Origin of the sequence: Brevundimonas sp. Root1279 (assembly GCF_001425945.1) — a bacterium.
Lineage (GTDB): Bacteria > Pseudomonadota > Alphaproteobacteria > Caulobacterales > Caulobacteraceae > Brevundimonas.
Map to the genome: position 1 here is coordinate 1 of NZ_LMEB01000004.1, position 22,139 is coordinate 22,139.

24 protein-coding genes are annotated in these 22,139 nt (G+C 68.7%); 14 read left to right on the plus strand and 10 right to left on the minus strand.

The features are described from left to right. Positions 1-104: 104 nt before the first annotated feature. Positions 105-1,127 (minus strand): IS110 family transposase, encoded by a 1,023-nt coding sequence (locus ASC65_RS02705; protein WP_156459534.1) that lies wholly within the window; start codon positions 1,125-1,127, stop codon positions 105-107. A 219-nt stretch (positions 1,128-1,346) separates the two neighbouring features. Between ASC65_RS02705 and ASC65_RS02710 the strand changes: the two genes are divergently transcribed. Continuing rightward, positions 1,347-1,727, plus strand: a complete 381-nt coding sequence (locus tag ASC65_RS02710) for an endonuclease domain-containing protein (RefSeq protein ID WP_056449280.1) — start codon at positions 1,347-1,349, stop codon at positions 1,725-1,727. Between the two features lie 30 nt (positions 1,728-1,757). Here ASC65_RS02710 and ASC65_RS02715 read toward each other — a convergent pair whose 3' ends face one another. Beyond that, on the minus strand, positions 1,758-2,438 hold the full coding sequence (locus tag ASC65_RS02715) for a DnaA/Hda family protein (protein ID WP_056449283.1): 681 nt from the start codon (positions 2,436-2,438) through the stop codon (positions 1,758-1,760). A 303-nt stretch (positions 2,439-2,741) separates the two neighbouring features. On the opposite strand from ASC65_RS02715, the gene aspS reads away from it, so the two are divergent. Then, the gene (gene aspS, locus ASC65_RS02720) at positions 2,742-4,574 is read left to right on the plus strand and encodes an aspartate--tRNA ligase (RefSeq protein WP_056449284.1); all 1,833 of its coding nucleotides are present in this window, start codon (positions 2,742-2,744) and stop codon (positions 4,572-4,574) included. Between the two features lie 65 nt (positions 4,575-4,639). Here the strand turns inward: aspS and ASC65_RS02725 are convergent, their stop codons facing one another. From ASC65_RS02725 to ASC65_RS02735, 3 genes are all read right to left on the minus strand, one after another. Continuing rightward, positions 4,640-5,542, minus strand: coding sequence for a pentapeptide repeat-containing protein (locus ASC65_RS02725; protein ID WP_056449285.1), 903 nt, complete (start codon positions 5,540-5,542; stop codon positions 4,640-4,642). Positions 5,543-5,639: 97 nt separating this feature from the next. Beyond that, complete coding sequence (locus tag ASC65_RS02730; RefSeq protein WP_056449288.1) at positions 5,640-6,134, minus strand: pentapeptide repeat-containing protein; 495 nt, start codon at positions 6,132-6,134, stop codon at positions 5,640-5,642. A gap of 63 nt (positions 6,135-6,197) precedes the next feature. Continuing rightward, a complete protein-coding gene (locus ASC65_RS02735) occupies positions 6,198-8,585 on the minus strand; it encodes a TSCPD domain-containing protein (RefSeq protein ID WP_056449290.1) in 2,388 nt (795 codons plus the stop codon). A gap of 203 nt (positions 8,586-8,788) precedes the next feature. Here ASC65_RS02735 and ASC65_RS02740 point away from each other — a divergent pair, with 203 nt between their 5' ends. Both ASC65_RS02740 and ASC65_RS02745 read left to right on the plus strand, forming a co-directional pair. Beyond that, positions 8,789-9,181 carry an NADH:ubiquinone oxidoreductase subunit NDUFA12 gene (locus ASC65_RS02740; protein WP_056449293.1) on the plus strand — a complete coding sequence of 131 codons (393 nt, stop codon included), beginning with the start codon at positions 8,789-8,791 and terminating at the stop codon, positions 9,179-9,181. Next, positions 9,178-9,837 (plus strand): DUF2155 domain-containing protein, encoded by a 660-nt coding sequence (locus tag ASC65_RS02745; protein ID WP_056449301.1) that lies wholly within the window; start codon positions 9,178-9,180, stop codon positions 9,835-9,837. The genes ASC65_RS02740 and ASC65_RS02745 overlap by 4 nt, the downstream gene beginning before the upstream one ends. On the opposite strand, the gene aat is transcribed toward ASC65_RS02745, so the two are convergent. The 4 genes from aat to aroQ all read right to left on the minus strand — a co-directional run bounded on the left by aat (position 9,804) and on the right by aroQ (position 12,854). After that, positions 9,804-10,409, minus strand: coding sequence for a leucyl/phenylalanyl-tRNA--protein transferase (gene aat, locus ASC65_RS02750; protein ID WP_235561412.1), 606 nt, complete (start codon positions 10,407-10,409; stop codon positions 9,804-9,806). The two genes, ASC65_RS02745 and aat, sit on opposite strands and share 34 nt — an antisense overlap. Before the next feature lie 95 nt (positions 10,410-10,504). Continuing rightward, positions 10,505-11,857 carry an acetyl-CoA carboxylase biotin carboxylase subunit gene (gene accC / locus ASC65_RS02755; protein WP_056449307.1) on the minus strand — a complete coding sequence of 451 codons (1,353 nt, stop codon included), beginning with the start codon at positions 11,855-11,857 and terminating at the stop codon, positions 10,505-10,507. Between the two features lie 3 nt (positions 11,858-11,860). Beyond that, the gene (gene accB / locus ASC65_RS02760; RefSeq protein WP_056449310.1) at positions 11,861-12,367 is read right to left on the minus strand and encodes an acetyl-CoA carboxylase biotin carboxyl carrier protein; all 507 of its coding nucleotides are present in this window, start codon (positions 12,365-12,367) and stop codon (positions 11,861-11,863) included. A gap of 19 nt (positions 12,368-12,386) precedes the next feature. Further along, positions 12,387-12,854, minus strand: coding sequence for a type II 3-dehydroquinate dehydratase (gene aroQ / locus ASC65_RS02765; protein ID WP_056449313.1), 468 nt, complete (start codon positions 12,852-12,854; stop codon positions 12,387-12,389). Between the two features lie 98 nt (positions 12,855-12,952). Between aroQ and thiS the strand changes: the two genes are divergently transcribed. Next, positions 12,953-13,150 (plus strand): sulfur carrier protein ThiS, encoded by a 198-nt coding sequence (gene thiS, locus ASC65_RS02770; RefSeq protein WP_056449316.1) that lies wholly within the window; start codon positions 12,953-12,955, stop codon positions 13,148-13,150. A gap of 54 nt (positions 13,151-13,204) precedes the next feature. Here the strand turns inward: thiS and ASC65_RS02775 are convergent, their stop codons facing one another. Beyond that, positions 13,205-13,546, minus strand: a complete 342-nt coding sequence (locus tag ASC65_RS02775; RefSeq protein WP_056449318.1) for a hypothetical protein — start codon at positions 13,544-13,546, stop codon at positions 13,205-13,207. A 171-nt stretch (positions 13,547-13,717) separates the two neighbouring features. On the opposite strand from ASC65_RS02775, the gene ASC65_RS02780 reads away from it, so the two are divergent. The 9 genes from ASC65_RS02780 (at position 13,718) to secF (ending at position 22,051) form a co-directional block, all read left to right on the plus strand. Further along, the gene (locus ASC65_RS02780) at positions 13,718-14,503 is read left to right on the plus strand and encodes a thiazole synthase (protein ID WP_056449319.1); all 786 of its coding nucleotides are present in this window, start codon (positions 13,718-13,720) and stop codon (positions 14,501-14,503) included. 118 nt (positions 14,504-14,621) lie between these two features. Then, positions 14,622-15,914, plus strand: coding sequence for a serine--tRNA ligase (gene serS / locus ASC65_RS02785; protein ID WP_056449322.1), 1,293 nt, complete (start codon positions 14,622-14,624; stop codon positions 15,912-15,914). 15 nt (positions 15,915-15,929) lie between these two features. Further along, positions 15,930-16,316 carry a hypothetical protein gene (locus ASC65_RS02790; RefSeq protein ID WP_056449323.1) on the plus strand — a complete coding sequence of 129 codons (387 nt, stop codon included), beginning with the start codon at positions 15,930-15,932 and terminating at the stop codon, positions 16,314-16,316. Positions 16,317-16,323: 7 nt separating this feature from the next. Further along, the gene (gene surE, locus ASC65_RS02795; RefSeq protein ID WP_056449324.1) at positions 16,324-17,115 is read left to right on the plus strand and encodes a 5'/3'-nucleotidase SurE; all 792 of its coding nucleotides are present in this window, start codon (positions 16,324-16,326) and stop codon (positions 17,113-17,115) included. Continuing rightward, on the plus strand, positions 17,112-17,756 hold the full coding sequence (locus tag ASC65_RS02800) for a protein-L-isoaspartate(D-aspartate) O-methyltransferase (RefSeq protein ID WP_056449325.1): 645 nt from the start codon (positions 17,112-17,114) through the stop codon (positions 17,754-17,756). Before surE ends, ASC65_RS02800 begins: the two co-directional genes overlap by 4 nt. 138 nt (positions 17,757-17,894) lie before the next feature. After that, complete coding sequence (locus ASC65_RS02805) at positions 17,895-19,013, plus strand: peptidoglycan DD-metalloendopeptidase family protein (RefSeq protein ID WP_156459535.1); 1,119 nt, start codon at positions 17,895-17,897, stop codon at positions 19,011-19,013. A 122-nt stretch (positions 19,014-19,135) separates the two neighbouring features. After that, the gene (gene yajC / locus ASC65_RS02810) at positions 19,136-19,462 is read left to right on the plus strand and encodes a preprotein translocase subunit YajC (RefSeq protein WP_056449330.1); all 327 of its coding nucleotides are present in this window, start codon (positions 19,136-19,138) and stop codon (positions 19,460-19,462) included. Between the two features lie 31 nt (positions 19,463-19,493). Then, entirely contained in the window at positions 19,494-21,083 is a 1,590-nt protein-coding gene (gene secD, locus ASC65_RS02815; RefSeq protein WP_056449333.1) for a protein translocase subunit SecD, read from the plus strand. After that, complete coding sequence (gene secF, locus ASC65_RS02820) at positions 21,083-22,051, plus strand: protein translocase subunit SecF (RefSeq protein WP_056449338.1); 969 nt, start codon at positions 21,083-21,085, stop codon at positions 22,049-22,051. Before secD ends, secF begins: the two co-directional genes overlap by 1 nt. Positions 22,052-22,139: the final 88 nt, after the last annotated feature.

The window sequence follows — 22,139 nt, forward strand, 5'->3', positions numbered from 1 at the left end:
GCGATCAGATACCATTTGAAGGCCTCGACCGGGTCCGCCGGAATGCCGAAGGCCGACGGATGAGCAACTGTGGCCGAAGGCCGACGGATGAGCAACTGTGTTTGTCAGGTCGTGGCTGCTCTCCATTCGGTCTGGTCGCGGAGGATGGCGTTCAGAAGCGTCATCAGCTTGTTGACCAGGGCGATGAGGATGACCTTGCCGGGTTTTCCCTTGTCGGCGAGCCGCTGCCGCATGGCCGCTAGAACAGGATTGCTGCGGGCTCCGCTCAGGGCGGCCATGTAGGCTACGGTGCGTACGACGGCGCGACCGCCCCTGATCATGCTCCGGCCTTTCAAGGTCCCGCTCTGCCGGTCGTAGGGAGCGACTCCGACGAGGGCGGCGATCTGTCGGTGGCCGAGGCGGCCGAGCTCGGGCAGGTGGGCCAGCAAGGTCCAGCTCAGCACCGGCCCGACGCCGGGGACCGAGCGCAGGCGACGGTCGCGGTCGGCCAGGTCGGGATCGGCCGCGACGACCTCCGCCAGCCGCTTCTCCAGCAGGACGACATCGCCGCCGAGCCGTTTCAGACGGCGCGCGGCCATGCGGCGCAACATGGGATCGCGCACCTGTTCGGCCTGGTTTCGGACGCGGACCCGCTCCTCGCACAGGGCCCGGCGGGCCTCCACCAGCTCGGCGAGGGCTCGCGCGCGGGCGTCAGGCTCTACGATCCGTCCGGGCAGCGTCTGGACGAAGCGGGCGATCAACAGGGCGTCGATAGCGTCGGTTTTGGCCTTCAGGCCGAGGGCGTGGGCGAACTGGCGGACCCGGGCGGCATCCACGCGCCGGACCGGCAAGCCGGCCTGGACCAGCGCATCAATCACGCCGCGCTCGTAGCCGCCGGACGGCTCCAACCCGACCGCGTGCGGGGCCGCCTCCCGCAGCCGGTCCACCAGTTCGGCCCACCCGGCCGGATCATTGCCAACCGACCAGACCTCGCCGGTGGTGGCGGCGACATCCAGCCTCGCCTTGCTCACGTCGACGCCGACAAACACCGCATCCTGTGTCATCTTACGACCCTTCCTTGCCAGTGCGGGATCCAGGTCCCGTGCAACTGTTCGGGTTTGGAAGATCACGACCGGACCCAGGCTCATCCACGGCTTTCAAGCCAGGGGTCGTACGGGTTCCAGGCCGCGGCGGGCGGTTGCTGCTAACAGCCGCCCGCATCCGCACTCTACGACCATGCAGCCACACAAGGGGTTTCAAGCCAGGGGTCGTACGGGTTCCAGGCCGCGGCGGGCGGTTGCTGCTAACAGCCGCCCGCATCCGCACTCTACGACCATGCAGCCACACAAGGGGCTGTCTGATCCGGGATGCATCAGACCGGAAACCGGACTCGGCAATCGAGGCGACTGCGTGCGGACATGACCGGCGCAGAGGCGCGCCTATGGGCGATGCTTCGCAATCGTCAGTTCGAGGGTCTCAAGTTCCGTCGCCAGACGCCGGTAGCCGGAGCGATCGCCGACTTCCTGTGTGCTGAGCTCAAGCTGATCATCGAGCTGGACGGCGGCGTTCATGCGCTTCGGGAGGCCGCCGACGCGGCGCGGGACGCGCGATTGGCAGCGGCGGGCTTCACTGTGATCCGGTTCGGCAATGAGAGCTTTTTGCGGAACCCGAACGATCTGCTGAACGCGATAAGGGCGCATGCAGAGCGGATTCGGAAGCATCCCCCTCATCCGTCAGGCTCCGCCTGACACCTTCTCCCCCAGGGGGAGAAGGATCAGTCAAAACAGCTCCCCGCTCTCATCCCCGCCGTCGACCACCTCCCGCGCCAGCGCTCGGGTCACCGGCCGGTGCAGCGCGTCCAGCTTCTCGACCACGTCCGCCGCCGCCTTGGCCGAGCGGTCGATCCGTCGCACCAGATAGGGGATCACGTCCTTGGCCGGGCGGATGCCCCGTTCGGCGAAGCGGGTCTCCAGCATGGCCGACAGGACGGCGTCGTCGGGGGCCTCGATCGGCACGCTGATCACCGCGTCCAGGCGCGAGCGCAGGTCGGGAAGTTCGACCAGCCAGGCGCTCGGCGCCGGGCGCGAGACCAGCAGCAGGGCGCCGCCCGGCGATTGGCTCAGGTTGATCAGGTGGAACAGGGTCTCGTCGTCGACCTGGGTGGCCCGGTCCAGCAGCACTGGCCGGCCTTCCAGCTCAAGCGGGTCCATCAGCGCCGCCTCGGCGCCGTCCAGGGCGACCGCGCCGACCCGCTCGGCCCAGATCTGCGCCAGCCGGCTCTTGCCGCTGCCCTTGGGCCCACACAGGGCCATGACGCCGCCGATCAGGTTCGGCCAGTCCGCCAGCGCCTCGACGGCGGTGCGGTTGCTGTCCGAGACGACAAAGCCCTCGGCGCCGTCGGGCACGTCGCTTTGCAGCGGCAGGCGCATCTGATCGGTCGGGGCGGGACGGGCGGTCATCGTTCCGCATCATACCAGAAGCGGTAACGGGGTAATGTCGCGTTTTGACGCCGCGGTGGATCAAGAGTCGCTGCCTGTGGACCCTTGCGTCCGCATCTGACGCAGCGCCGGCTAGGCCGACCCCGGAGGCTGCGGCGGGGAGGGGCCAATGTGTTGCGATGGGAGTGGCGTGCATTTTCGAGAATGGTAGTACCGTTTCGATACTCTCGAGCGCCCAAAACCTTGACTTTCCGGGGCGATGATGCGCCCTTCCGCGCTCCCGAATTCCGCCCCTCGCGGGCCCGAATCCAAGACGAACCGACCATGCACGCCTACCGCTCCCACACCTGCGGCGCCCTCCGTTCGACGGATGCCGGCTCCAACGTCCGCCTGTCCGGCTGGGTGCATCGCAAGCGCGACCTCGGCGGCCTGCTGTTCGTCGATCTTCGCGACCACTACGGCATCACCCAACTGGTGCTGCATCCGTCGACGCCGGGCTTCGCCATTGTCGAGCGCATCCGCGCCGAGAGCGTCATCTGCATCGACGGGGAAGCCGTGATGCGTGACGCCAGCACCGTGAACCCGCTCCTGCCGACGGGCGAGGTCGAAGTCCGGGTTCAGGGTCTCGAGGTCCTGTCGGAAGCCGCCGAGCTGCCGCTGCCGGTCTTCGGCGAGCCCGAGTACCCGGAAGAGATCCGCCTCAAGCACCGCTACCTCGATCTGCGCCGCGAGACCCTGCACAAGAACATCGTGCTGCGCTCGCGCGTGATCTCCTCGATCCGCCAGCGCATGGTCGGCCAGGGCTTCCTCGAGTACCAGACCCCGATCCTGACGGCGTCGTCGCCGGAAGGCGCGCGCGACTTCCTGGTGCCGTCGCGCCTGCACGCGGGCAAATTCTACGCCCTCCCGCAGGCCCCGCAGCAGTTCAAGCAACTGCTCATGGTCTCGGGCTTCGACCGCTATTTCCAGATTGCGCCCTGCTTCCGCGACGAGGACCTGCGCGCCGACCGCTCGCTCGAATTCTACCAGCTCGACGTCGAGATGAGCTTCGTCACCCAGGAAGACGTCTTCGCCGCCATCGAGCCGGTGATGCACGGCGTGTTCGAGGAGTTCGCCGACGGCAAGCCGGTGTCGCCGATCTCGGGGACCCACACCTTCACCAACGACTTCGGCCAGACCCTGGAGCACACCGGCTTCGAGCGCCTGACCTTTGAGCAGTCGATGGCCTGGTACGGCACCGACAAGCCGGACACCCGCAACCCGATCAAGATGCAGGACGTCTCGGAGCATTTCCGCGACGGCGGCTTCGGCCTGTTCAACAAGATCCTGGCGGCCGACGCCAAGAACGCCGTCTGGGCCATCCCGGCCCCGACCGGCGGCAGCCGCGCCTTCTGCGACCGGATGAACTCCTGGGCCCAGGGCGAAGGCCAGCCGGGCCTCGGCTACATCTTCTGGTCGGACGACCAGGGCGCCTGGGGCGGCCCGATCGCCAAGAATCTCGGCCAGGAGCCGACCGACGCCCTGATGACGGCGCTCGGCCTCGGCAAGGGCGACGCCGCCTTCTTCGCCGCCGGCCTGCCGTCGGTCTTCGCCAAATTCGCCGGCCTGGCCCGCACCCGCGTCGGCACGGAGCTGAAGCTGGTCGACGAGGAGCAGTTCAAATTCTGCTGGATCGTCGACTTCCCGATGTTCGAGTGGTCGGAAGAAGAGAAGAAGGTCGACTTCAGCCACAACCCCTTCTCGATGCCGCAGGGCGGCCTCGAGGCGCTGGAGACCCAGGACCCGCTGACCATCCGCGCCTACCAGTACGACATCGTCTGCAACGGCTATGAGCTGTGCTCGGGCGCGATCCGGAACCACAAGGCCGAGATCATGCTCAAGGCCTTCGAGATCGCCGGCTACGACGCCTCGGTCGTCGAGGACCAGTTCGGCGGCATGCTCAACGCCTTCCGTTACGGCGCTCCGCCGCACGGCGGCCTGGCCCCGGGCATCGACCGCATCGTCATGCTGCTGGCCAACCAGACGGCCATCCGCGAGGTCATCGCCTTCCCGCTGAACCAGCAGGGCGAAGACCTCCTGATGAACGCCCCGACCGAGGCCCAGGAGCGCCAGCTCAAGGACGTCCACATCCGCACCGCCCTGCCCATCAAGGTCTGAGGCGCACGGCGCAAATGAAAAGGCCGCGGTCCCGGACCGCGGCCTTTGTCATCTCTGCAGGTATCTCAGCGTCCGCTGGAGGCGACCACGAAGTTGCGCTGGCGCGGCGGGACCGGCGGGGCAGGCGGGACCGGCGGCCGCGGGGTGACCCGCACGCCGGCGATGCCACGGCAGACCCGCGGGGTCAGGCCGCGCGGCAGGCGGGTATTGTCGTCGCCGCAGGCCCGGCTGACCTGCTCCTGCTCGAGGTTGCGAGCCGAGGACAGGTCCGCGCCGCGGATGTCGGTGCGGTTCATCTCGGCGCCTTCGAAGTCGGCGCCGGCGAAGTTGCCGCCGGTCAGGCGCGAGCCGTTCAGGGTGGCGCCCGAGAAATCAGCTGAGCGGAAGTCGCCGTTCGACAGATTCGACATGCTGATGTCAGCGCCGGCGAAGTCGGCGCCTCGGGCGCTGACATTGGCCAGGGTCACGGCGGTCAGCTCGGCGCTGCTCAGGTCTGCGCCGCCCATCACCGCCCCGTTCAGATTGGCGCCGACCAGCTCGGCCCCGCTCAGGTCCGCGTTGTTGAACTGGGCCCGGACCAGGGTCGCGCCGGCGGCGTCGACGCCCGACAGGCTGGCGCGGTTGAAGTTGGCCCCGGTGAAGTTGGCCCCGACGAGGGTGGCCCCGTCGAGATCGGCGCGGCTGAAGTCGCTGCCGGAGAAGTTCGAACCCATCAGCTCGGCGCCGCGCAGGTCGGTGCCGACGAGGGTGGCGTTGGTGAAGCTGGCCCCATGGAAGGCCGCGCCGGTCAGGTCGCGGCCCGACAGTTCGCAGCGGTTGCAGGATCCGCCCAGCGAAACCATCCGCGCCACGTCGCGATCCTGATAGCCGTACTGCAGCTGATACTCGGCCGCGGAGGCCGAACCGGCCATCAGGGCGACAACGGCGGCGCCCAGCGCGATGCGGGTTTTCGTGAGGCGGCGGATCATGGGCAAAGCGATCTGGGTCACGTCCTAGGTAATGATCCCAATCCCCCGCAAACCCTACTTAAATCGCGGTAACATGCAGGGCCGAGATCTGTCTGGATCAGCAGTGCCGAATGCTTAGTCCACGAGGAAGTTGCGTCGCCTCGTCGCCGCAGGCCTGATTGAGCCTCGCCTGCGTCAGGCCGGTGGCTCCGTCCAGCGATGCGCCCGCGAAATTGGCGCCCGTGAGGGTCGCGCCACTGAAGTTCGCCCCGTCCAGATAGGCCCCGACGAAACTGGCGTTGGTCATGTCGGCGCCGGAGAAGTTCGATCCCGAAAAGACGCCCCCATAGGCCTCGACGTCGCGCATGTCGGCGTTGGCGAAGCGGGTTCGGTTCATCACGCTGAGGCTCAGATCGGCCTGGCGCAGCCGGGATCCGCTCAGGTTGAGGCCTCGGGCCTCCAGACCCGAGAAGCCGCCCTGGAACAGGTTGCACCCGGCGCAGCTTGATCCGCTGCGCACGCGGGCGATCTGTCCGGCGTTCTGGGCGGCGGCCGGCAGGGCGGTCGCGATGAGGGCGGCGGCGACGGCGACTACGGTCAGTATCGGCTTCATGGCAGGCTCCGGGTCTTGCGCGAAACCCTGCAAGACGCGCGCCAGCCTGACCGGCAAAGGTTACTATCCCTGCATCGACGGCGCTGCCCCGCAGGTGTCGCAGATCCAGCCCGCGCCGCGCTGCTGCAGCGAAAAGTCGCCGCAGGCCGGGCAGGCGACCGCCTCGGTCGCGGCGGTCGACGGGGCAGGGGCCTCGCGCTTCTGGCCGAAGGGCAGCACGACCAGGTTGTCCGGCGCCGCCCCGCGGGCGAAGCCCTTGGAGATGAAGCGCGCCGCCGGGACCGTCTCGGGCTCCTCGCCCTGGCCGCCCAGGCCGTCGGCGTTAAGGGCCTCGGGATCGCCGTTGGCCAGCTCGTGGCGGTCCAGATAGGAAACGCCCAGCTCGCGGAAGATGTAGTCCAGGATCGAGGTCGCCGAGCGGATCGAATCGTTGCCAGTGACCCGTCCCGCCGGCTCGAAGCGGGTGAAGACGAAGGCGTCTACGAACTCGTCCAGCGGCACGCCGTACTGAAGCCCGATGGAGATCGCGATGGCGAAATTGTTCATCAGGCTGCGGAAGGCGGCGCCTTCCTTGTGCATGTCGATGAAGATCTCGCCGAGTTCGCCGTCCTCGTACTCGCCGGTGTGGATGTAGACTTTGTGACCGCCGACGGCGGCCTTCTGGATGTAGCCCTTGCGCCGGTCAGGCAGCTTGCGCCGGGTCCGCGAGCGCTCGACGACCTTCTCCACGACCCGTTCGACCGCGCGGACCTCGGGCTCCCAGCGGCGTTCGCGCGGCGCTTCGGCCTCAGGGAGGTCGAAGAGCAGGCCGGCCGGGGCGGGCTCCCGGCGCAGGCGTACGGCTCGGCGGCCCTCACGAGCCGCTTCGCCGAGGATGCGAACGGCCTGGGCCGTCGTGGTGCGCCAGTCGAGTGCGACCGGCGTCACGTCCGGAGCGACGCTGTAAGCCTCGACCACGGCCCGGAGTCCGGCTTCGAAGGCGGCGGGCGCAGTCAGGACCGGGCGCAGGACCTCGGGCGCGTCGCTCCAGCCGGACAAGTCTGCATGGCCGAAGGCCCAGGCTTCGGCGGCGGCGATGTCTTCGCCCGAGAAGCCGAGGCGGGTCAGCAGGTCGCCGCCCTCGTCATCGACCCCGAGTACGTCGCGCAGGAAGCCCGCGTCGAGTACGGGCGCGCGGAAGGCGTCCGTAAGTCGGTCGACCTGTGCCAGGGCGATCTCGATCGACTCGAGCTCCAGATCGGTGAAGCCCCGGCCGCGCAGGGCCGAATGATCGACGCCGGGGGCGCCGGCGAGCGTGCGTCGGCCGAGCAGGTGGCGTTCGGCCGCCTCGACGTCGCCCCCCTCGGCCGCGATGGCTTGGGCGATGGCGGGGCGCAGTCGGCGTGCGACGCCGGCGTCGGCGGTCTCGAACGGTTCTGCGGCGCCGAAGGCCGAGAGACCCAGCCGCAGGTCGGCCTCGGCGTCCTGCACGAACAGCGAGGCGGCCCCGGCCCCGGCCGCCGTCGCCGCGATCAGGGCGGCGGTCGTCTCGGTCGCGGCGGCCTCTTGCGCCAGGCAGGCCTCGGCCAGGCCGCCGAGGCCGATGGCGAGGGGCGCGCCTCCGGCGGTGGCGGTCCAAAGGCCGACCAGTTCCGCCAGCGCGACCTGGAACTGTTCGCCCGCAAGAGCCCGAAGGGCGGGAAGCGACAGCTGGACCGCGCGTCCGAGGCCGGCTTCGGCCAGCGCCTCGGCCGTCTCGGCGTCGAAGGTCAGGATCAGGTCGCCGTCGAGCCCGGCCTCAGCGGCGGTCGCGGCGTCCGGGGCGCCGGAGGCCACCAGGTCCCGCTCCGCGAGGGCCACGAGGGGCAGGGGGGCGCTGGCGGGCGCCAGATCGGCGGCGAAGCTTTCACCGGCGATGGCGCGCAGGATGTCGGCATCGCTTGCGCCGGCGCGACGGGCGGCGAGGGCGGCGCGGGCGAGAGCGGGATTGCGTGCCGGGTCGCTGCAGTCGCCCGCAGGGCCTTCGCAGCGGCTGACCGCATCGGCGACGCCGGCGAGCGCCTCGGCGGCGGCGTGCACGGCCCCGGCGGCGATCCGGTCGGCGGTGCGGTGGGCCCGCTCCGTCTCGAGACGGCGGGCTGCGCCTGGATCGGTCAGGTCGACTCGGCCGCGGGCGACACGAAGGGGCCTGGCCGGGCTGGCCAAGCCGAGCGTCAACGTCGCCGTCAGTTCGCCGGCCTGCGGCCCTCTCACGCCGAGGCGAGCAACCCAGGCTTCAGCTGCGTCGTCGAGTGCGTTTGTCGTGTCGGTGTCGAGGCCTTCGGCGTCGGCCCAGTCGAGCCAGGCTTCGACGCGGGCGTCGGGCCAGCCGTCGGGGGCCGATACCTCGACGATCCGGTCCGGACGCTCGATCTCTCGGATGGACCGGGGAAGCCGGTCGGCGATGGGGCGGAAGCGGAACGACGGGCGCATGGCGGTCTCGGCGGGGCTTTGAGACAGGTTACCGGGCGTCGGGGGGCGTCTGCAATAAATCTGGCGGGTCGGGGGAGGGTTACCCCCAAGATGTTGAGTTTGACCTTCGTCGCCCTGCGCTGGACGGACGCCCCGGAGGTTTCTATGATCCGCGCAACTCGCCGGACCCGTCCGGCCCTCCCCAAACGAGTGGATTTCCCGACGTGCTAGGCAAGATCTTCGGCTGGACCAGCGGCGCGACCATCGGCACCCTGTTCACCATCGCCAAGCGCGGGTCGCTGGTTGGGACCGACGAGTTCGGCAACCGGTATTACCAGTCGCGCGACAACACGAGCTACGACGGTCGTCGCCGCCGCTGGGTGGTCTACAACGGCTACGCCGACGCCTCGAAGGTGCCGCCGGATTGGCACGGCTGGCTGCACTACACCTACGACGAACTCCCGTCCGAGCACCCGCTGCCGCGCCGCGCCTGGGAGCTGGACCACCTGCCGAACCTGACCGGCACGCCGATGGCGTGGCGTCCGCAGGGTTCGCTGGCCGCTGAGGGCAAGCGCCCGGCCGCCACCGGCGACTACGAGGCCTGGAAGCCGGAATGAGCCGCAAGCGGACAATCCTCGCCGGCGTCGCCATCGTCACCCTGCTGACGTCGGGCGGCGTGGTCGCGTCCGCGCTCAACGACCTGCCGCAGGACGCTCAGCCGGTCCCCTCGACGACTGGCGATCTGAACCGCCAGCCGACGCCGCCGGCGCCGCAGGAGCCGGCCCCAGAGGCCGCGCCCGCGCCGACCGCGCCGGTCGCCATTACTCCGGCCGACCCGCTCGTCGTCGTCGCCGAGACGCCCACGACCGAGGAAGAGGCCGAGGCCGAGACCAAGGAGGAGGCGCCGAAGGCGGCCGCTCCTGCCGAGCCCCAGGGCGTGCCGGGTCGTCGTCAGCGTCGCCGCGTGGCCATCGTCGAGGCCGTGGACAAGGTCACGGCCGAGCGGATGCGCTTTGAGGTCGTCGTCGGCGGCCGTCCGGTGCGCTTCCAGAAGACCCTGATCTTCACCGCCCGGGCCTGCGAACAGGCGGCGCCCGACGAGACGGTCGACGACTCGATCGCCTACCTTGAGGTGGCGATCCAGCCGCGGGGCATGCTGAAGGCCTCTGAGCCGCGGCAGATCTTCCGGGGCTGGATGTTTGCCTCATCTCCGGCCGTGCACGGCCTGGAGCACCCGATCTACGACGCCTGGGTCGTCGGCTGCAAAGCGTAGACCACGGCGTCTTCGCCGCTCATCGGTTCCTGTAGCGCCGGTCCCGTCGGGCGGAGGGTTCGGGCGGCCGCCAGCATTCCGAGATAGGTCCGCTGGGGCGTCTCGACGGCTCCGAACTGGCTGAGGTGCTCGGTCAGGAACTGGGTGTCCAGCAGCCGCCAGCCCCCGCGCTTGAGCCGGGCCACCAGGTGGACCAGCGCCACCTTTGAGGCGTCGCGCTCGCGGCTGAACATGCTCTCGCCGAAGAAGGCCGCGCCCAGGGTCACGCCATAGAGGCCGCCGACAAGGCGTTCGTCGCGCCAGACTTCTATTGCATGAGCGTGGCCGCGACCGTGCAGTTCGACATAGAGCCGGCGGATCGGATCGTTGATCCAGGTGTCCTCTCGACCCGGGGCAGAGGCGGCGCAGGCGTCCAGGACGGCTGTAAAGGCCGTGTCGACCCGCACCTCGAAGCCGCCGCGGCGGACGGTGCGGCGCAGCCGTGTCGGGATGTGAAAGTCGTCGAGGGGGATGAGCCCCCGGTGTTCCGGCTCGACGAGGAAGACGCGCGGGTCGTCGCGGGCCTCGCCCATTGGAAAGACGCCCCGGGCGTAGCAGGCCAGCAGTTCTTCAGGGCCGAAGGCGCCGAAGGGGCCGCTGGCGCTGAACCCGGGCTCGTCCAAGGTGCTTAGGCTTCGCCCTTCTGGCGCTTGGCCCACTGCTCCAGCCAGTGGATGTCGTAGTCGCCCGACAGGATGTCAGGCTCCTGGAGCAGCTTCTGGAAGAGCGGAATGGTGGTGTCGATGCCGCCGACGACCATCTCGCCGAGGCTGCGCTTGAGGCGAGCGATGCACTCCTCGCGATCGCGGCCGTGGACGATCAGCTTGCCGATAAGGCTGTCGTAGTAGGGCGGGATCGAATAGCCGGCGTAGATGGCGCTATCCAGCCGCACGCCCAGGCCGCCGGGGGCGTGGAAGTCGGTGATGGTGCCCGGAGAGGGGGTGAAGGTCTCGGCGTTCTCGGCGTTGATCCGGCACTCGATGGCGTGGCCTTCGAAATGCACGTCAGCCTGGGTGAACGACAGGGGCAGGCCGGCGGCGATGCGGATCTGCTCGCGGACCAGGTCGACGCCGGTGATCATCTCGGTGACCGGGTGCTCGACCTGCAGGCGGGTGTTCATCTCGATGAAGAAGAACTCGCCGTCCTCCCACAGGAACTCGATGGTGCCGACGCCGAGATAGCCGATGGCGGCGATGGCCTTGTTGACCGTCTCGCCGATGGCGGTGCGCTCGGCCGACGACAGGGCGGGCGAGGGGGCCTCTTCCAGCACCTTCTGGTGGCGGCGCTGCAGGGAGCAGTCGCGTTCGCCCAGGTGGACGACGTTGCCGTGGCTGTCGGCGATGACCTGCAGCTCGATGTGGCGGGGCTTCTGGAGGTAGCGCTCCATGTAGACGGCGCCGTTGCCGAAGGCGGCCAGGGCCTCGGACTGGGCGGTCTGCACCGCTTCGACGAGGTCATTGGCGGTCAGGGCGACCTTCATGCCGCGCCCGCCGCCGCCGGCCGACGCCTTGACGATGAGGGGGAAGCCGATGGTCTTGGACGCCTCGATGGCGGCCTCGACGGTCTCGACCTCGCCGTCCGAGCCCGGAACGACCGGAATGCCGGCGTCCTTGACGGTCTGTTTGGCGGTGATCTTGTCGCCCATGACCCGGATGTGCTCGGGCTTGGGACCGATGAAGGTCATGCCGTGGGCTTCGACAATCTCGGCGAAGCGGGCGTTCTCGGACAGGAAGCCGTAGCCCGGGTGGATCGCCTGGGCGCCGGTGATCTCGGCGGCCGCGATGATCGACGGGATGTTCAGGTACGATTTGGCGGCCGGAGCCGGGCCGATGCAGACGCTCTCGTCGGCTAGGCGCACCCACATGGCGCCGCGGTCGGCTTCCGAGTGCACGGCGACGGTGGAGATGCCCATCTCCTTGCACGCGCGATGGATCCGCAGAGCGATTTCGCCGCGGTTCGCGATCAGGACCTTGGTGAACATGGCTTACGCCTCGAGCAGGACGAGGGGTTCGCCGAACTCGACGGGCTGGGCGTCGCCGACCAGGACTTCCTTCACGACGCCGTCGCGCGGGGACTGGATCGGGTTCATCGTCTTCATGGCCTCGACGATCAGCAGGGTCTGGCCCTTCTTGACCTTGTCGCCGGGCTGGACGAACGGCGGGGCTTCCGGCGAGGCTTGCAGATAGGCGGTGCCGACCATCGGCGACTTCACCTCTTCGCCCGACTTGGCGACGATGGTGGCCGGATCCGACGGCATCGAGGCCGGGGCGGCGGCGGCGGGCGCCGCAGCGTACTGCGGGGCGGGGGCGGCGGCGTACTGCACCGGCGCGGCCACGGTGACCTCGCGGGCGACGCGAATCTTCAGATCGCCGCGCTCTACCTCGATCTCGGTCAGATCCGTGTCGTTGAGGATGTCAGCGAGCGAACGCACCAGGCTGGTGTCGATCTCGTCGTTCTTGAGCTTGGGCGCGGGCGTCTTGGGATCGGCCATGGGAGCCTCTTCTTACCTTCTAAACCGAACGGTCGGCGGCGGTGCGGTGTTCCTGCACCAGCCGGAGAGCGGCCTTGACGGCCAGTTCGTAGCTGAACGGGCCGAAGCCCGAGACCACGCCCGCCGCAACCGGCGAGACGTAGGAACGATGACGGAAGCGCTCGCGCGCCGCCGGGTTGGACAGGTGGCATTCCACGATCGGAACGCTCAGGGTCTTCAGGGCGTCGAGCAGGGCCACCGAGGTGTGGCCGTAGCCGGCGGGGTTGAGGACCAGGGCGGACGCCTTCTCGCGGGCCTCGTGGACCCAGTCGATCAGTTCGCCCTCGTGATTGGTCTGGCGGAACACCACGGTCGCGCCATCAGCGGCGCGCTCGCAGAGCGCCTGAACGTCGGCCAGGGTCTCGCGGCCATAGATATCCGGCTCGCGCACCCCAAGCAGGTTGAGGTTCGGGCCGTTCAGGACGTAGAGGACAGGACTGTCGGGCATTCGCTCGTTGGGATGGCGTTCCGACCGGAATCGGACCGGCCTTTTAGCTGAGGCGTGGCGGTTATCAAACCACGCGCAAAAAAGAGTGACGTAGCGTCATGCGCATTCAGGTCAATGGCGAACTCCGCCAGGTCGCTGCGGCGACCATTCTCGGTCTCGTGGAGGAGTTGGGTCTCGACATCCGCAAGGTGGCCGTGGAGCGCAATCTGGAGATCGTTCCGCGGTCGCTGCACGCGGACACGCCTATCGCCGACGGCGACCGGATCGAAGTCGTTCAGTTCGTCGGCGGCGGCTGAAGACTGCATCGCTTACGGCCAGGCAAGGCGGGCGCCCTACCTGGCCGCCAGCTCTTACATGCGCGTCGGGCGCCCCTCTACGCAGATTTGGCTGATGTGGCGTGAGACAGGCCGGTCGCCGGCGGCGCGCGCGGCGCGGCGTGCGTCGTTACAGCGGCCCTGAGCGACCATCGGCGTGATGCGTTCGATCAGGCTGCTGCGCGCCTGCGTACCTTGGTCGATCGCCAAAAAGGAGTCGGCCAGTCGGTCGTCCCGGAGGTAGCGGTCTTCAGCACTGCCGCCGATCCGCGCAGTCATATCGATGGTGGGAACGCGGATATTGTAGCGGGCCCCGGCCTCCTGCGCGGCGGCGGCGGAGCTCAGAGCCAGCAAGCCGCACGCGGCGGCGACAATCATGACCTTCACAGTTTCACCTCTTGTCGGAATGGACGGCAAACTCAGGTACTAACTGTGAAGGCTAACCCATACGGTTGCGCAGGCAAACTATCTCCGCGTGTCTCGTGCTGGGGCGTCGGTTACGGGGCGCGGGCGGTAGGCGAAGCGGCGTTGAGCCGCTAAACCTGCGCCATGGATACGCACACCGCTCAAGACACCTGGACCGTAGCCGGTCGCACCTTCAGTTCGCGCCTGATTGTCGGCACGGGCAAGTACAAGGACTACGCCGAGAACGCCGCCGCGGCCGAGGCGGCCGGGGCCGAGATCGTCACCGTGGCGGTGCGGCGGGTGAACCTGACCGACCCGAACCAGCCCATGCTCGTCGACTATGTGAAGCCGGACCGCTTCACCTTCCTGCCCAATACGGCGGGCTGTTTCACCGGCGAGGACGCGGTGCGGACCCTGCGGCTGGCCCGCGAGGCGGGCGGCTGGGACCTCGTCAAGCTGGAGGTGCTGTCGGACACGGCGCACCTGTATCCGGACATGGTCGAGACGCTGCGGGCGCTGGACCTGCTGGTGAAGGACGGCTTCCAGGTCATGGTCTACTGCACCGACGACGTCGTCATGGCCCAGCGGCTGGAGGAGGCGGGCGCCGCCGCCATCATGCCGGCCGCCGCTCCGATCGGCTCGGGCCTGGGCATCCAGAACCGGGTCAACATCCGGCTGATCGTCGAGCAGGCCAAGGTGCCGGTGCTGGTCGACGCCGGGGTCGGCACGCCCTCGGACGCGACCCTCGCCATGGAGCTGGGCTGCGACGCCGTGCTGATGAACACCGCCATCGCGGGCGCTGCCGACCCGATTCTGATGGCCAGCGCCATGAAGCATGCGGTCATCGCCGGGCGGCAGGGTTATCTGGCCGGGCGGATGCCGCGGCGGATGTACGCCAGCGCCAGTTCGCCACTGAGCGGGCTGATCTGAGGCGGCCGCCCCGGCTTGGCGGAATCTGCGCCGGGGGCTAGAGCAACATCTCGCCGGGCCGCGGTCAGGAGGCTGCGCCTTCTCGACCCGACGCGGCCTCCCCGAACCGAGACCGACCATGCACGACATCAAAGCCATTCGCGAACATCCCGACGCCTATGTGGCCGGATGGTCGTCGCGCGGGGTCGAGGAGGCCGATGGCCTGGTCGCCGATCTCCTGCGCCTGGACAAGGAACTGCGCACCGCCCAGACGGCGGGGCAGGACGCGCTGAGCAAGCGCAACGCAGCCTCCAAGCTGATCGGCGCCGCCATGGGCCGCAAGGATATGGCCGAGGCCGACCGCCTGAAGGCCGAGGTCGAGGCGCTGAAGGGGGACATCGCGGCGGCTGAAGCCGTCGAGGCCGACGTCGGCAAGCAGTTGCGAGACCTGCTGGCGGCGCAGAAGAACCTGGCCGCCGACGATGTCCCGGACGGTGAAGACGAGAGCGGGAACGTAGAGGTGTCGCGCTGGGGCGCGCCCCGCGAAGGCGGCCCGGCCAAGGACCACGCCGATCTCGGCGAGGCGCTGGGTCTGCTGGACTTCGAGGCGGCCGCGCGGATGTCGGGCGCGCGCTTCGCTGTGCTCAAGGGTGGTCTGGCGCGGCTGGAGCGGGCCCTGGGTCAGTTCATGCTGGACGTCCAAACCGGCGAGCACGGCTACCAGGAGACCAGTCCGCCGCTGCTGGTCAACGACGCGGCGGCCTACGGCACCGACAAGCTGCCGAAGTTCGCCGACGACCTGTTCCGCACCACGGACGGCCGCTGGCTTATCCCGACCGCCGAAGTGTCCCTGACCGCGACGGTGATGGGCCAACTACTGCCTGAGAGCGAACTCAAGACGCCGATCCGCATGACGGCGCTGACGGCCTGTTTCCGCGCCGAGGCGGGGTCCGCCGGCCGGGATACGCGCGGCCTGATCCGGCAGCACCAGTTCTACAAGGTGGAACTGGTTTCGATCACCCGGCCCGAAGACAGCGACGCCGAGCACGAGCGCATGACCGCCTGTGCGGAAGCGATCCTGCAGAAGCTGGAGCTGCCCTATCGCCGACTGCTGCTCTGCAAGGGCGACATGGGCTTCGGCGCGCGCAAGACCTTCGACCTCGAGGTCTGGCTGCCGAGCCAGGGGACCTATCGCGAGATCAGCTCCTGCTCGAACTGCGGCGACTTCCAGGCCCGGCGCATGGACGCCCGTTTCAAGCGCGACGGCGAGAAGAAGACCGAGTTCGTGCACACGCTGAACGGCTCGGGTCTGGCGGTCGGTCGCACCCTCGTCGCGATCATGGAGAACTATCAGCAGGACGACGGCTCGATCCGGGTTCCGGAGGCGCTGCGTCCCTATATGGGCGGGGTGGAGACGGTCGCCGCCCGCTAGTCTGGAGAAGTCGAAATGAAGCCGATCCTCGCCGCTGCCCTTCTGGCCCTCGCAGGCTGCGCCTCCACCCCGTCGAGTGAGCCGAGCACGGTGTTCGACCCCGCTGCGGCCAGCTTCACCGGCTACGTCAGCTTTGACGGCGGCGAGTTCCATCTGTTTGAGCGGGAGGCCCAGATGCGCTCCGCCATGGGCCGGCCCTGTGTTTCGGGCGTGCTGCCGCTAAACATGCAGCGCACCGCCAGGCGCGACCTGCCGGGGCAGAAGGTGACCTTCACCGGCCGGGCGGTGCCCTGGGCCGGCAACTCGACCACCACGGGCCTGACCTACGAGGGCTCCACTGTCCGCAACAGCTGCGGCGGCGAGTTCGTAATTCTGGCCGAAGACGTCTCGGTCATCCGATAGGAGTTCCATGCGCATCCTGCTGACCAACGACGACGGCATCGAGGCCGAAGGCCTGGAGTGCCTGGAGCGGATCGCGCGGACCCTCTCGGACGATGTCTGGGTCTGTGCGCCCGCAGTCGAGCAGTCGGGCAAGGGGCGGGGCATCACCCTCACCGAGCCGCTGCGGGTCAACCGCTTGGGCGAGAAGCGGTTCGCGGTCACCGGCACGCCGACCGACTGCGTGGTGCTGGCGGTCAACGACCTGATGCCGGAGCGGCCGGACCTGGTGCTGTCGGGGGTCAATCGCGGACACAACGTCGGCGAGGACTGCTCTTACTCGGGCACGGTGGCCGGAGCCCTGCAGGGCATGGCCTTCGGCATCCGCTCCATCGCGCTGAGCCAGTCGCTGGAGCGCTTCCACGAGGAGGTGACGGCGCACTGGGAGACGGCTGAGACCTTCGGCCCGGCCATCATCTCGCGCCTGCTGGAGCGGCCGTGGGGCAATGGCGTAGTGATGAACGTCAACTTCCCCAACCGTGCGCCGGACCAGGTCGAGGAGATCGAGGTCACCCGCCAGGGCTTCCGCGATATCGGCGAGATGCACGCAGTGCGGCGCACCGATCTGCGCGGCCGCGACTACTACTGGATGAGCTTCCGGGGGACGAAGCAGGTGCACCCGGAGGGCACCGACCTGCGCGCCATGGACGACGGCAAGATCTCGGTCACGCCGCTGCATATCGACCTGACCCACATGCCCAGCGTAAACGACCTGAAGGGCGTGCTGGGCGGGGCGCCGCCCAAGGCGGTGGTGGGCGCATGAAGCTGAACGACGACAGGGCTGGACGGCTGATCCTGGGCCTGCGGCAGCAGGGGGTCACGGACCCGCGCGTGCTGAAGGCGATGGAATCAATCGACCGCGCCGTCTTCGTGCACGAGAAGTTCCTCGACCAGGCCTGGGAGGACCAGGCCCTGCCGATCGACTGCGCCCAGACCATCAGCCAGCCCTACATCGTCGGCCTGATGACCCAGGCGCTGGAGGTGCAGCCGCGCCACCGGGTGCTCGAGATCGGCACCGGCAGCGGCTACCAGGCCGCGGTGCTGAGCCGGCTGGCGCGCTACGTCTATTCGATCGAGCGCTATCGCAGCCTGTTGGCCGAGGCCGAGAAGCGGCTGAAGACGCTGCAGATCGACAACATCATCACCCGCCACGGCGACGGCGGCCTGGGCTGGCCTGAGCAGGCTCCGTTCGATCGGATCATGGTCACGGCCGCCTCGCCCGGCGAGCCGACGGAGCTGCTGCACCAGCTGAAGCCCGGCGGCATCCTGGTCTGTCCGGTGGGCCGTAGTTCGGTTCAACGCCTGCACCGTTACGTCGGCCAGGAGGACGGCTCGTTCCGCCGCGAGAGCCTGGCCGAGGTGAGGTTCGTGCCGCTGGTCGAAGGAACGGCGAAGGAGGGGTGATTGTCAGATCCGGAAGGGTCTCGTTAACCTTCCCGCCCAACTTTGGCGCGGATTTCCGGCTCAGTTAGGGTCGGGCTGAGTATGAGTCGGGAGCGGGCTATGAATCGAGCGAAAGCGGGCGTTCGCGTCCTTGGACTGATGGCTGTGGCGAGCGCCGCGGCGGCCTGTTCGAGCTATCCGTCCGAGCCGCGCTATTCGATCTACGCAGATGCGGCGCCGGCCCCCATGCGCGCGCCGACCTATCCGACGACCGCGGCGCCCGCGCCCACCGGGGAAGGTGTGCGAGGCGCGACCAATCCAGCCAATGAAGCGCCTCTGCCCTCGGCGGCGCCGGTCGCCTCGATCGAGGGCGGCAGCCTGGACGCGCCGGTGAGCAATCCCGGCCCGCAGCCCTATTCGTCCAGCCCGCCCACGACCGCCACCGCCTACCCGACAGCCGTTCCTGCCGCAGGTCCCGCGTCGGAGGGCTTCTCCAGCCCGCCGCCGCCCGCACGTAACGGCGCCTCCGCTGTCCCGGCGACTGCCGCGGCCGCCGGCGTGGCGTATGAGATCCAGCCCGGTGACACGATTTCGGGCGTTGGCCGTCGCTTCCAGACTCCGATCCAGACGCTGATCGACCTCAACCAACTGGGTCCGCAAGCATCGGTCCGCCCGGGCCAACGCCTGCTGTTGCCCGCCAATGCGACCGATATCGGCGGCGACCCCTACGCCACCGGCCCGTCGCCGTTCGTCGAATACGCCGCCGAGGTCGCCCCACCGCCGCCGCCGCCGCCGCCGCCGCCGGTCGAGATGGCGCCGCCGCCGCCTCCCGCTCGACAACCAGTCGCCCCGCCGTCCAGCGCCTCGACGCCGGCGGCGACCGCGACGACCGTGGCCCTGGACTGGCCGGTGCGCGGTGACATCCTGCGCCGCTTCGGCCCAGTCGGCATGGGTGAGAAGAACAATGGCGTGAATATCGGCGCCCCCGCCGGAGCCGAGGTGCGCGCCTCGGCCGGCGGCCGCGTCGGCTATGTCGGCGACGACCTGGCCGGGCAGGGGCTGACCGTGCTGCTGGTGCACCGCGACGGCTGGCGCTCGGTCTATGGCCACCTGGGTTCGACGACCGTCCGCGACGGAGACGAGGTCCAGCCCGGACAGCAGATCGGCACCGTCGGCACGACCGCGGGCGACGGTCGCCCGTCGATTCATTTCGAGACCTGGCGGATGTACCAGGACGAGCCGCGTGCGATCGATCCCCTGACCGTGTTGCCGCGCTGACGCACAGCGACGGTTTGGGGCCTCTCGCCGCGTTGCAATGTGTGACGGCGCACCCTAGGTTCCGCGCCTCATTTTAAGAGGGGCGGAGGCTTGGCCGGCGTCCCCGGTCGAGGGAAGACTTCATGACGGGTTCCGAAGGCGGTTTCGCCGCTACGCTCATCCAGTTTGCGCCGTTCATCGTGCTGCTGTTCGTGGGCTACTTCCTGCTGATCCGTCCGCAGCAGAAGCAGATGAAGGCTCACCAGGCGATGGTCGCCGGCCTGAAGCGCAACGACACCGTGGTGCTGTCCAACGGCATGATCGGCAAGGTCACCCGCGTCGAGAACGACGAGGCCATGGTCGAGATCTCCCCGAGCGTGAACGTCCGCGTGGTCAAGTCTATGATCACCCAGGTGCGCGACCGCACGGGTGTGGCCGCCAACGACACCAAGCAGATCGCCAAGTCCTGATCGGCCTCTCGAAAGGTTCGGGGAAGCCCGCATGATCCATCTGTCGCGCTGGAAGGTGATCCTTCTCGCCTTTTCGCTCGTGTTCGGCTTGCTGTTCGCATTCCCGAACGCGCTGTCGCCTGCCCAACGCGAGGCGCTGCCGGGCTGGGTGCCCAACAAGGCGGTGAACCTCGGCCTGGACCTGCAGGGCGGCTCGTACCTGCTGCTGGGCGTCGACGTGCCGGCGATGCGCGAGAAGCGCATGACCAACCTGGGCGAAGACGCCCGGGCGACGCTGGACGCTGTCGACATCACGCCGGTCAACATCGCGCGCGACGGGAACGGGGTGATCATCTCCCTGGCTGACCCGGCGCAGATGGAGGCTGCGGAGCGCGCCATGCGCGAACTCGTTCGGCCCGGCGCCGGCGGGATCGTCGACCGCAGCGTGCGCCGCCTGGGCGATGACCGCATCCGCTACGCCTACACCGACCAGGCCGTGGCCAGCATGGCCTCGGACGCGGTGAGCCAGTCGATCGAGGTCGTGCGCCGCCGTCTCGATCCAGACGGCAACAAGGAAATCGCGATCACCCGCCAGGGCTCGGACCGTATCGTCATCCAGGCCCCGGGCCAGAGCGATCCCACTGAGCTGGAGCGCCTGATCGGGCAGACCGCGCAGCTGACCTTCCAGCTGGTCGACGAGCAGAGCTCGGTCGAGGAGGCCATCGCCGGCTTCCCGCCGCCCGATGCCGTGCTTCTGGCCGACGAGAACGGCGTGCCGCTCCTGATCAAGAAGCGGGTGCTCGTCTCGGGTGAGAACCTGACCAACGCTTTCGTCACCCAGGACCAGAACAACCAGACCGCCATCGGCTTCCGATTCGACGGGGCCGGCTCAAGCCGCTTCGGGGAGGCGACCGCGGAAAACATCGGCCGCCGCTTCGCCATCATCCTCGACGGCAAGGTGATCTCGGCTCCGGTGATCCGCAGCGCCATCACCGGCGGCAACGGCATCATCGAGGGCAGCTACTCGATGCAGCAGGCGGGGGACATGGTGAAACTGCTGAACGGCGGCGCCTTGCCGGCTCCGTTGAAGGTCGAGGAGCGCCGCACTGTCGGCGCCGAACTGGGCGCGGACGCGGTCCAGAACGGCATGATCTCCGGCATCATCGGCTTCATCATCATCGTCGTCTTCATGCTGCTGGCCTACGGGCTCCTGTTCGGCGGGATCTCGGTCATCGGCCTGGTGCTGAACGGTCTGCTGATCATCGCCCTGATGAGCCTGACGCAGGCCACCCTGACCCTGCCGGGCATCGCAGGCCTGATCCTCACCTTCGCGGTGGCGGTCGACGCCAACGTGCTGATCTATGAGCGGATGCGCGACGAGGCGCGGGCCGGGCGAAGCGTGATCGCGTCCCTGGACGCCGGCTTCTCGAAGGCCATGGCGACCATCATCGACGCCAACCTGACCACCCTGGTCGCGGCGGGGATCATGTTCATCCTCGGTGCGGGCCCGGTGAAGGGCTTTGCATGGACGCTGGCGATCGGCGTGTTCACCTCGGTGCTGTCGGCGGTCCTGGTGGCCCAGGTCGGTCTGGCGCTTTGGCTGAAGGTCGCAAAACCCAAAAAACTGCCGATCGCGGAGTGATGGCGATGCGTGGATGGCCCCTCATCAAGCTGCTTCCGCAGGTCACGAACTTCCGGTTCGTGCGTCTGGCGAAGTTCACCGCCCTCATCTCGGTCGTGCTCTGCGTCGCATCGCTCGTCGGCGTCTTCACGCCCGGGCTCAACATGGGCATCGACTTCCGCGGCGGCGCGACCATGGAAGTGATCCAGCCGGAGGGTCGCAAGCTCGATCTCGAGGCGATCCGTGAAGGCGTCGAAGGCCTCGACATCGGCGAGGTCGGCGTCCAGGAAGCCGGCGCCCCTGAACTGGCCATGGTCCGCTTCCAGATTCCGGAAGGTCGGCAACAGGCCGCCGTCGTGACCCAGATCCAGGAAGCCGTCACCGCCGCCGCCGGCCCGGTGCGCTTCTCGGCCCCCAGCATCGTCGGTTCGAAGGTGTCGGGCGAGCTGTTCAGCAAGGGCCTGTGGGCCCTGGCGTCGGCCATCGGCCTGATGTTCCTCTACATCTGGTTCCGCTTCGAGCCCCAGTTCGGCTTCGGCGCCGTGGCCGGCCTGCTGCACGACGTGATCCTGTGCTTCGGTTTGATCGTGGTCATGAAGCTGGAGTTCAACCTGAACATGGTCGCGGCGATTCTGACCGTGATCGGCTACTCGATGAACGACACCGTCGTCGTCTTCGACCGACTTCGTGAGAACCTGCGCAAGTACAAGTCCAAGCCGCTTAAGGAAGTGATCGACCTGTCGATCAACGAGACCCTCAGCCGGACCATCATCACCGGTCTGACCGCCGTCATGGTGCTGGCGGCCCTGGCCTTCTACGGCGGTCCGGCCCTGTTCGGCTTCTCGGTCATCCTGATGTTCGGCATCGTGGTCGGCACCTATTCGTCGATCTATGTGGGTGCGCCGATCATCCTGCTGTGGGGCGTCAAGCGCGGCGGTTCGACCGACGACGCCAAGCCGATCAAGCTGGGCATGGCCTCGCGGCCGTAAGCCTCGCATTCCGACGACGGAAAGGGCGGCCGAAGGGCCGCCCTTTTTCGTTTCCGGCCCGAGGGATATGCTGACGCTTCAACGAATC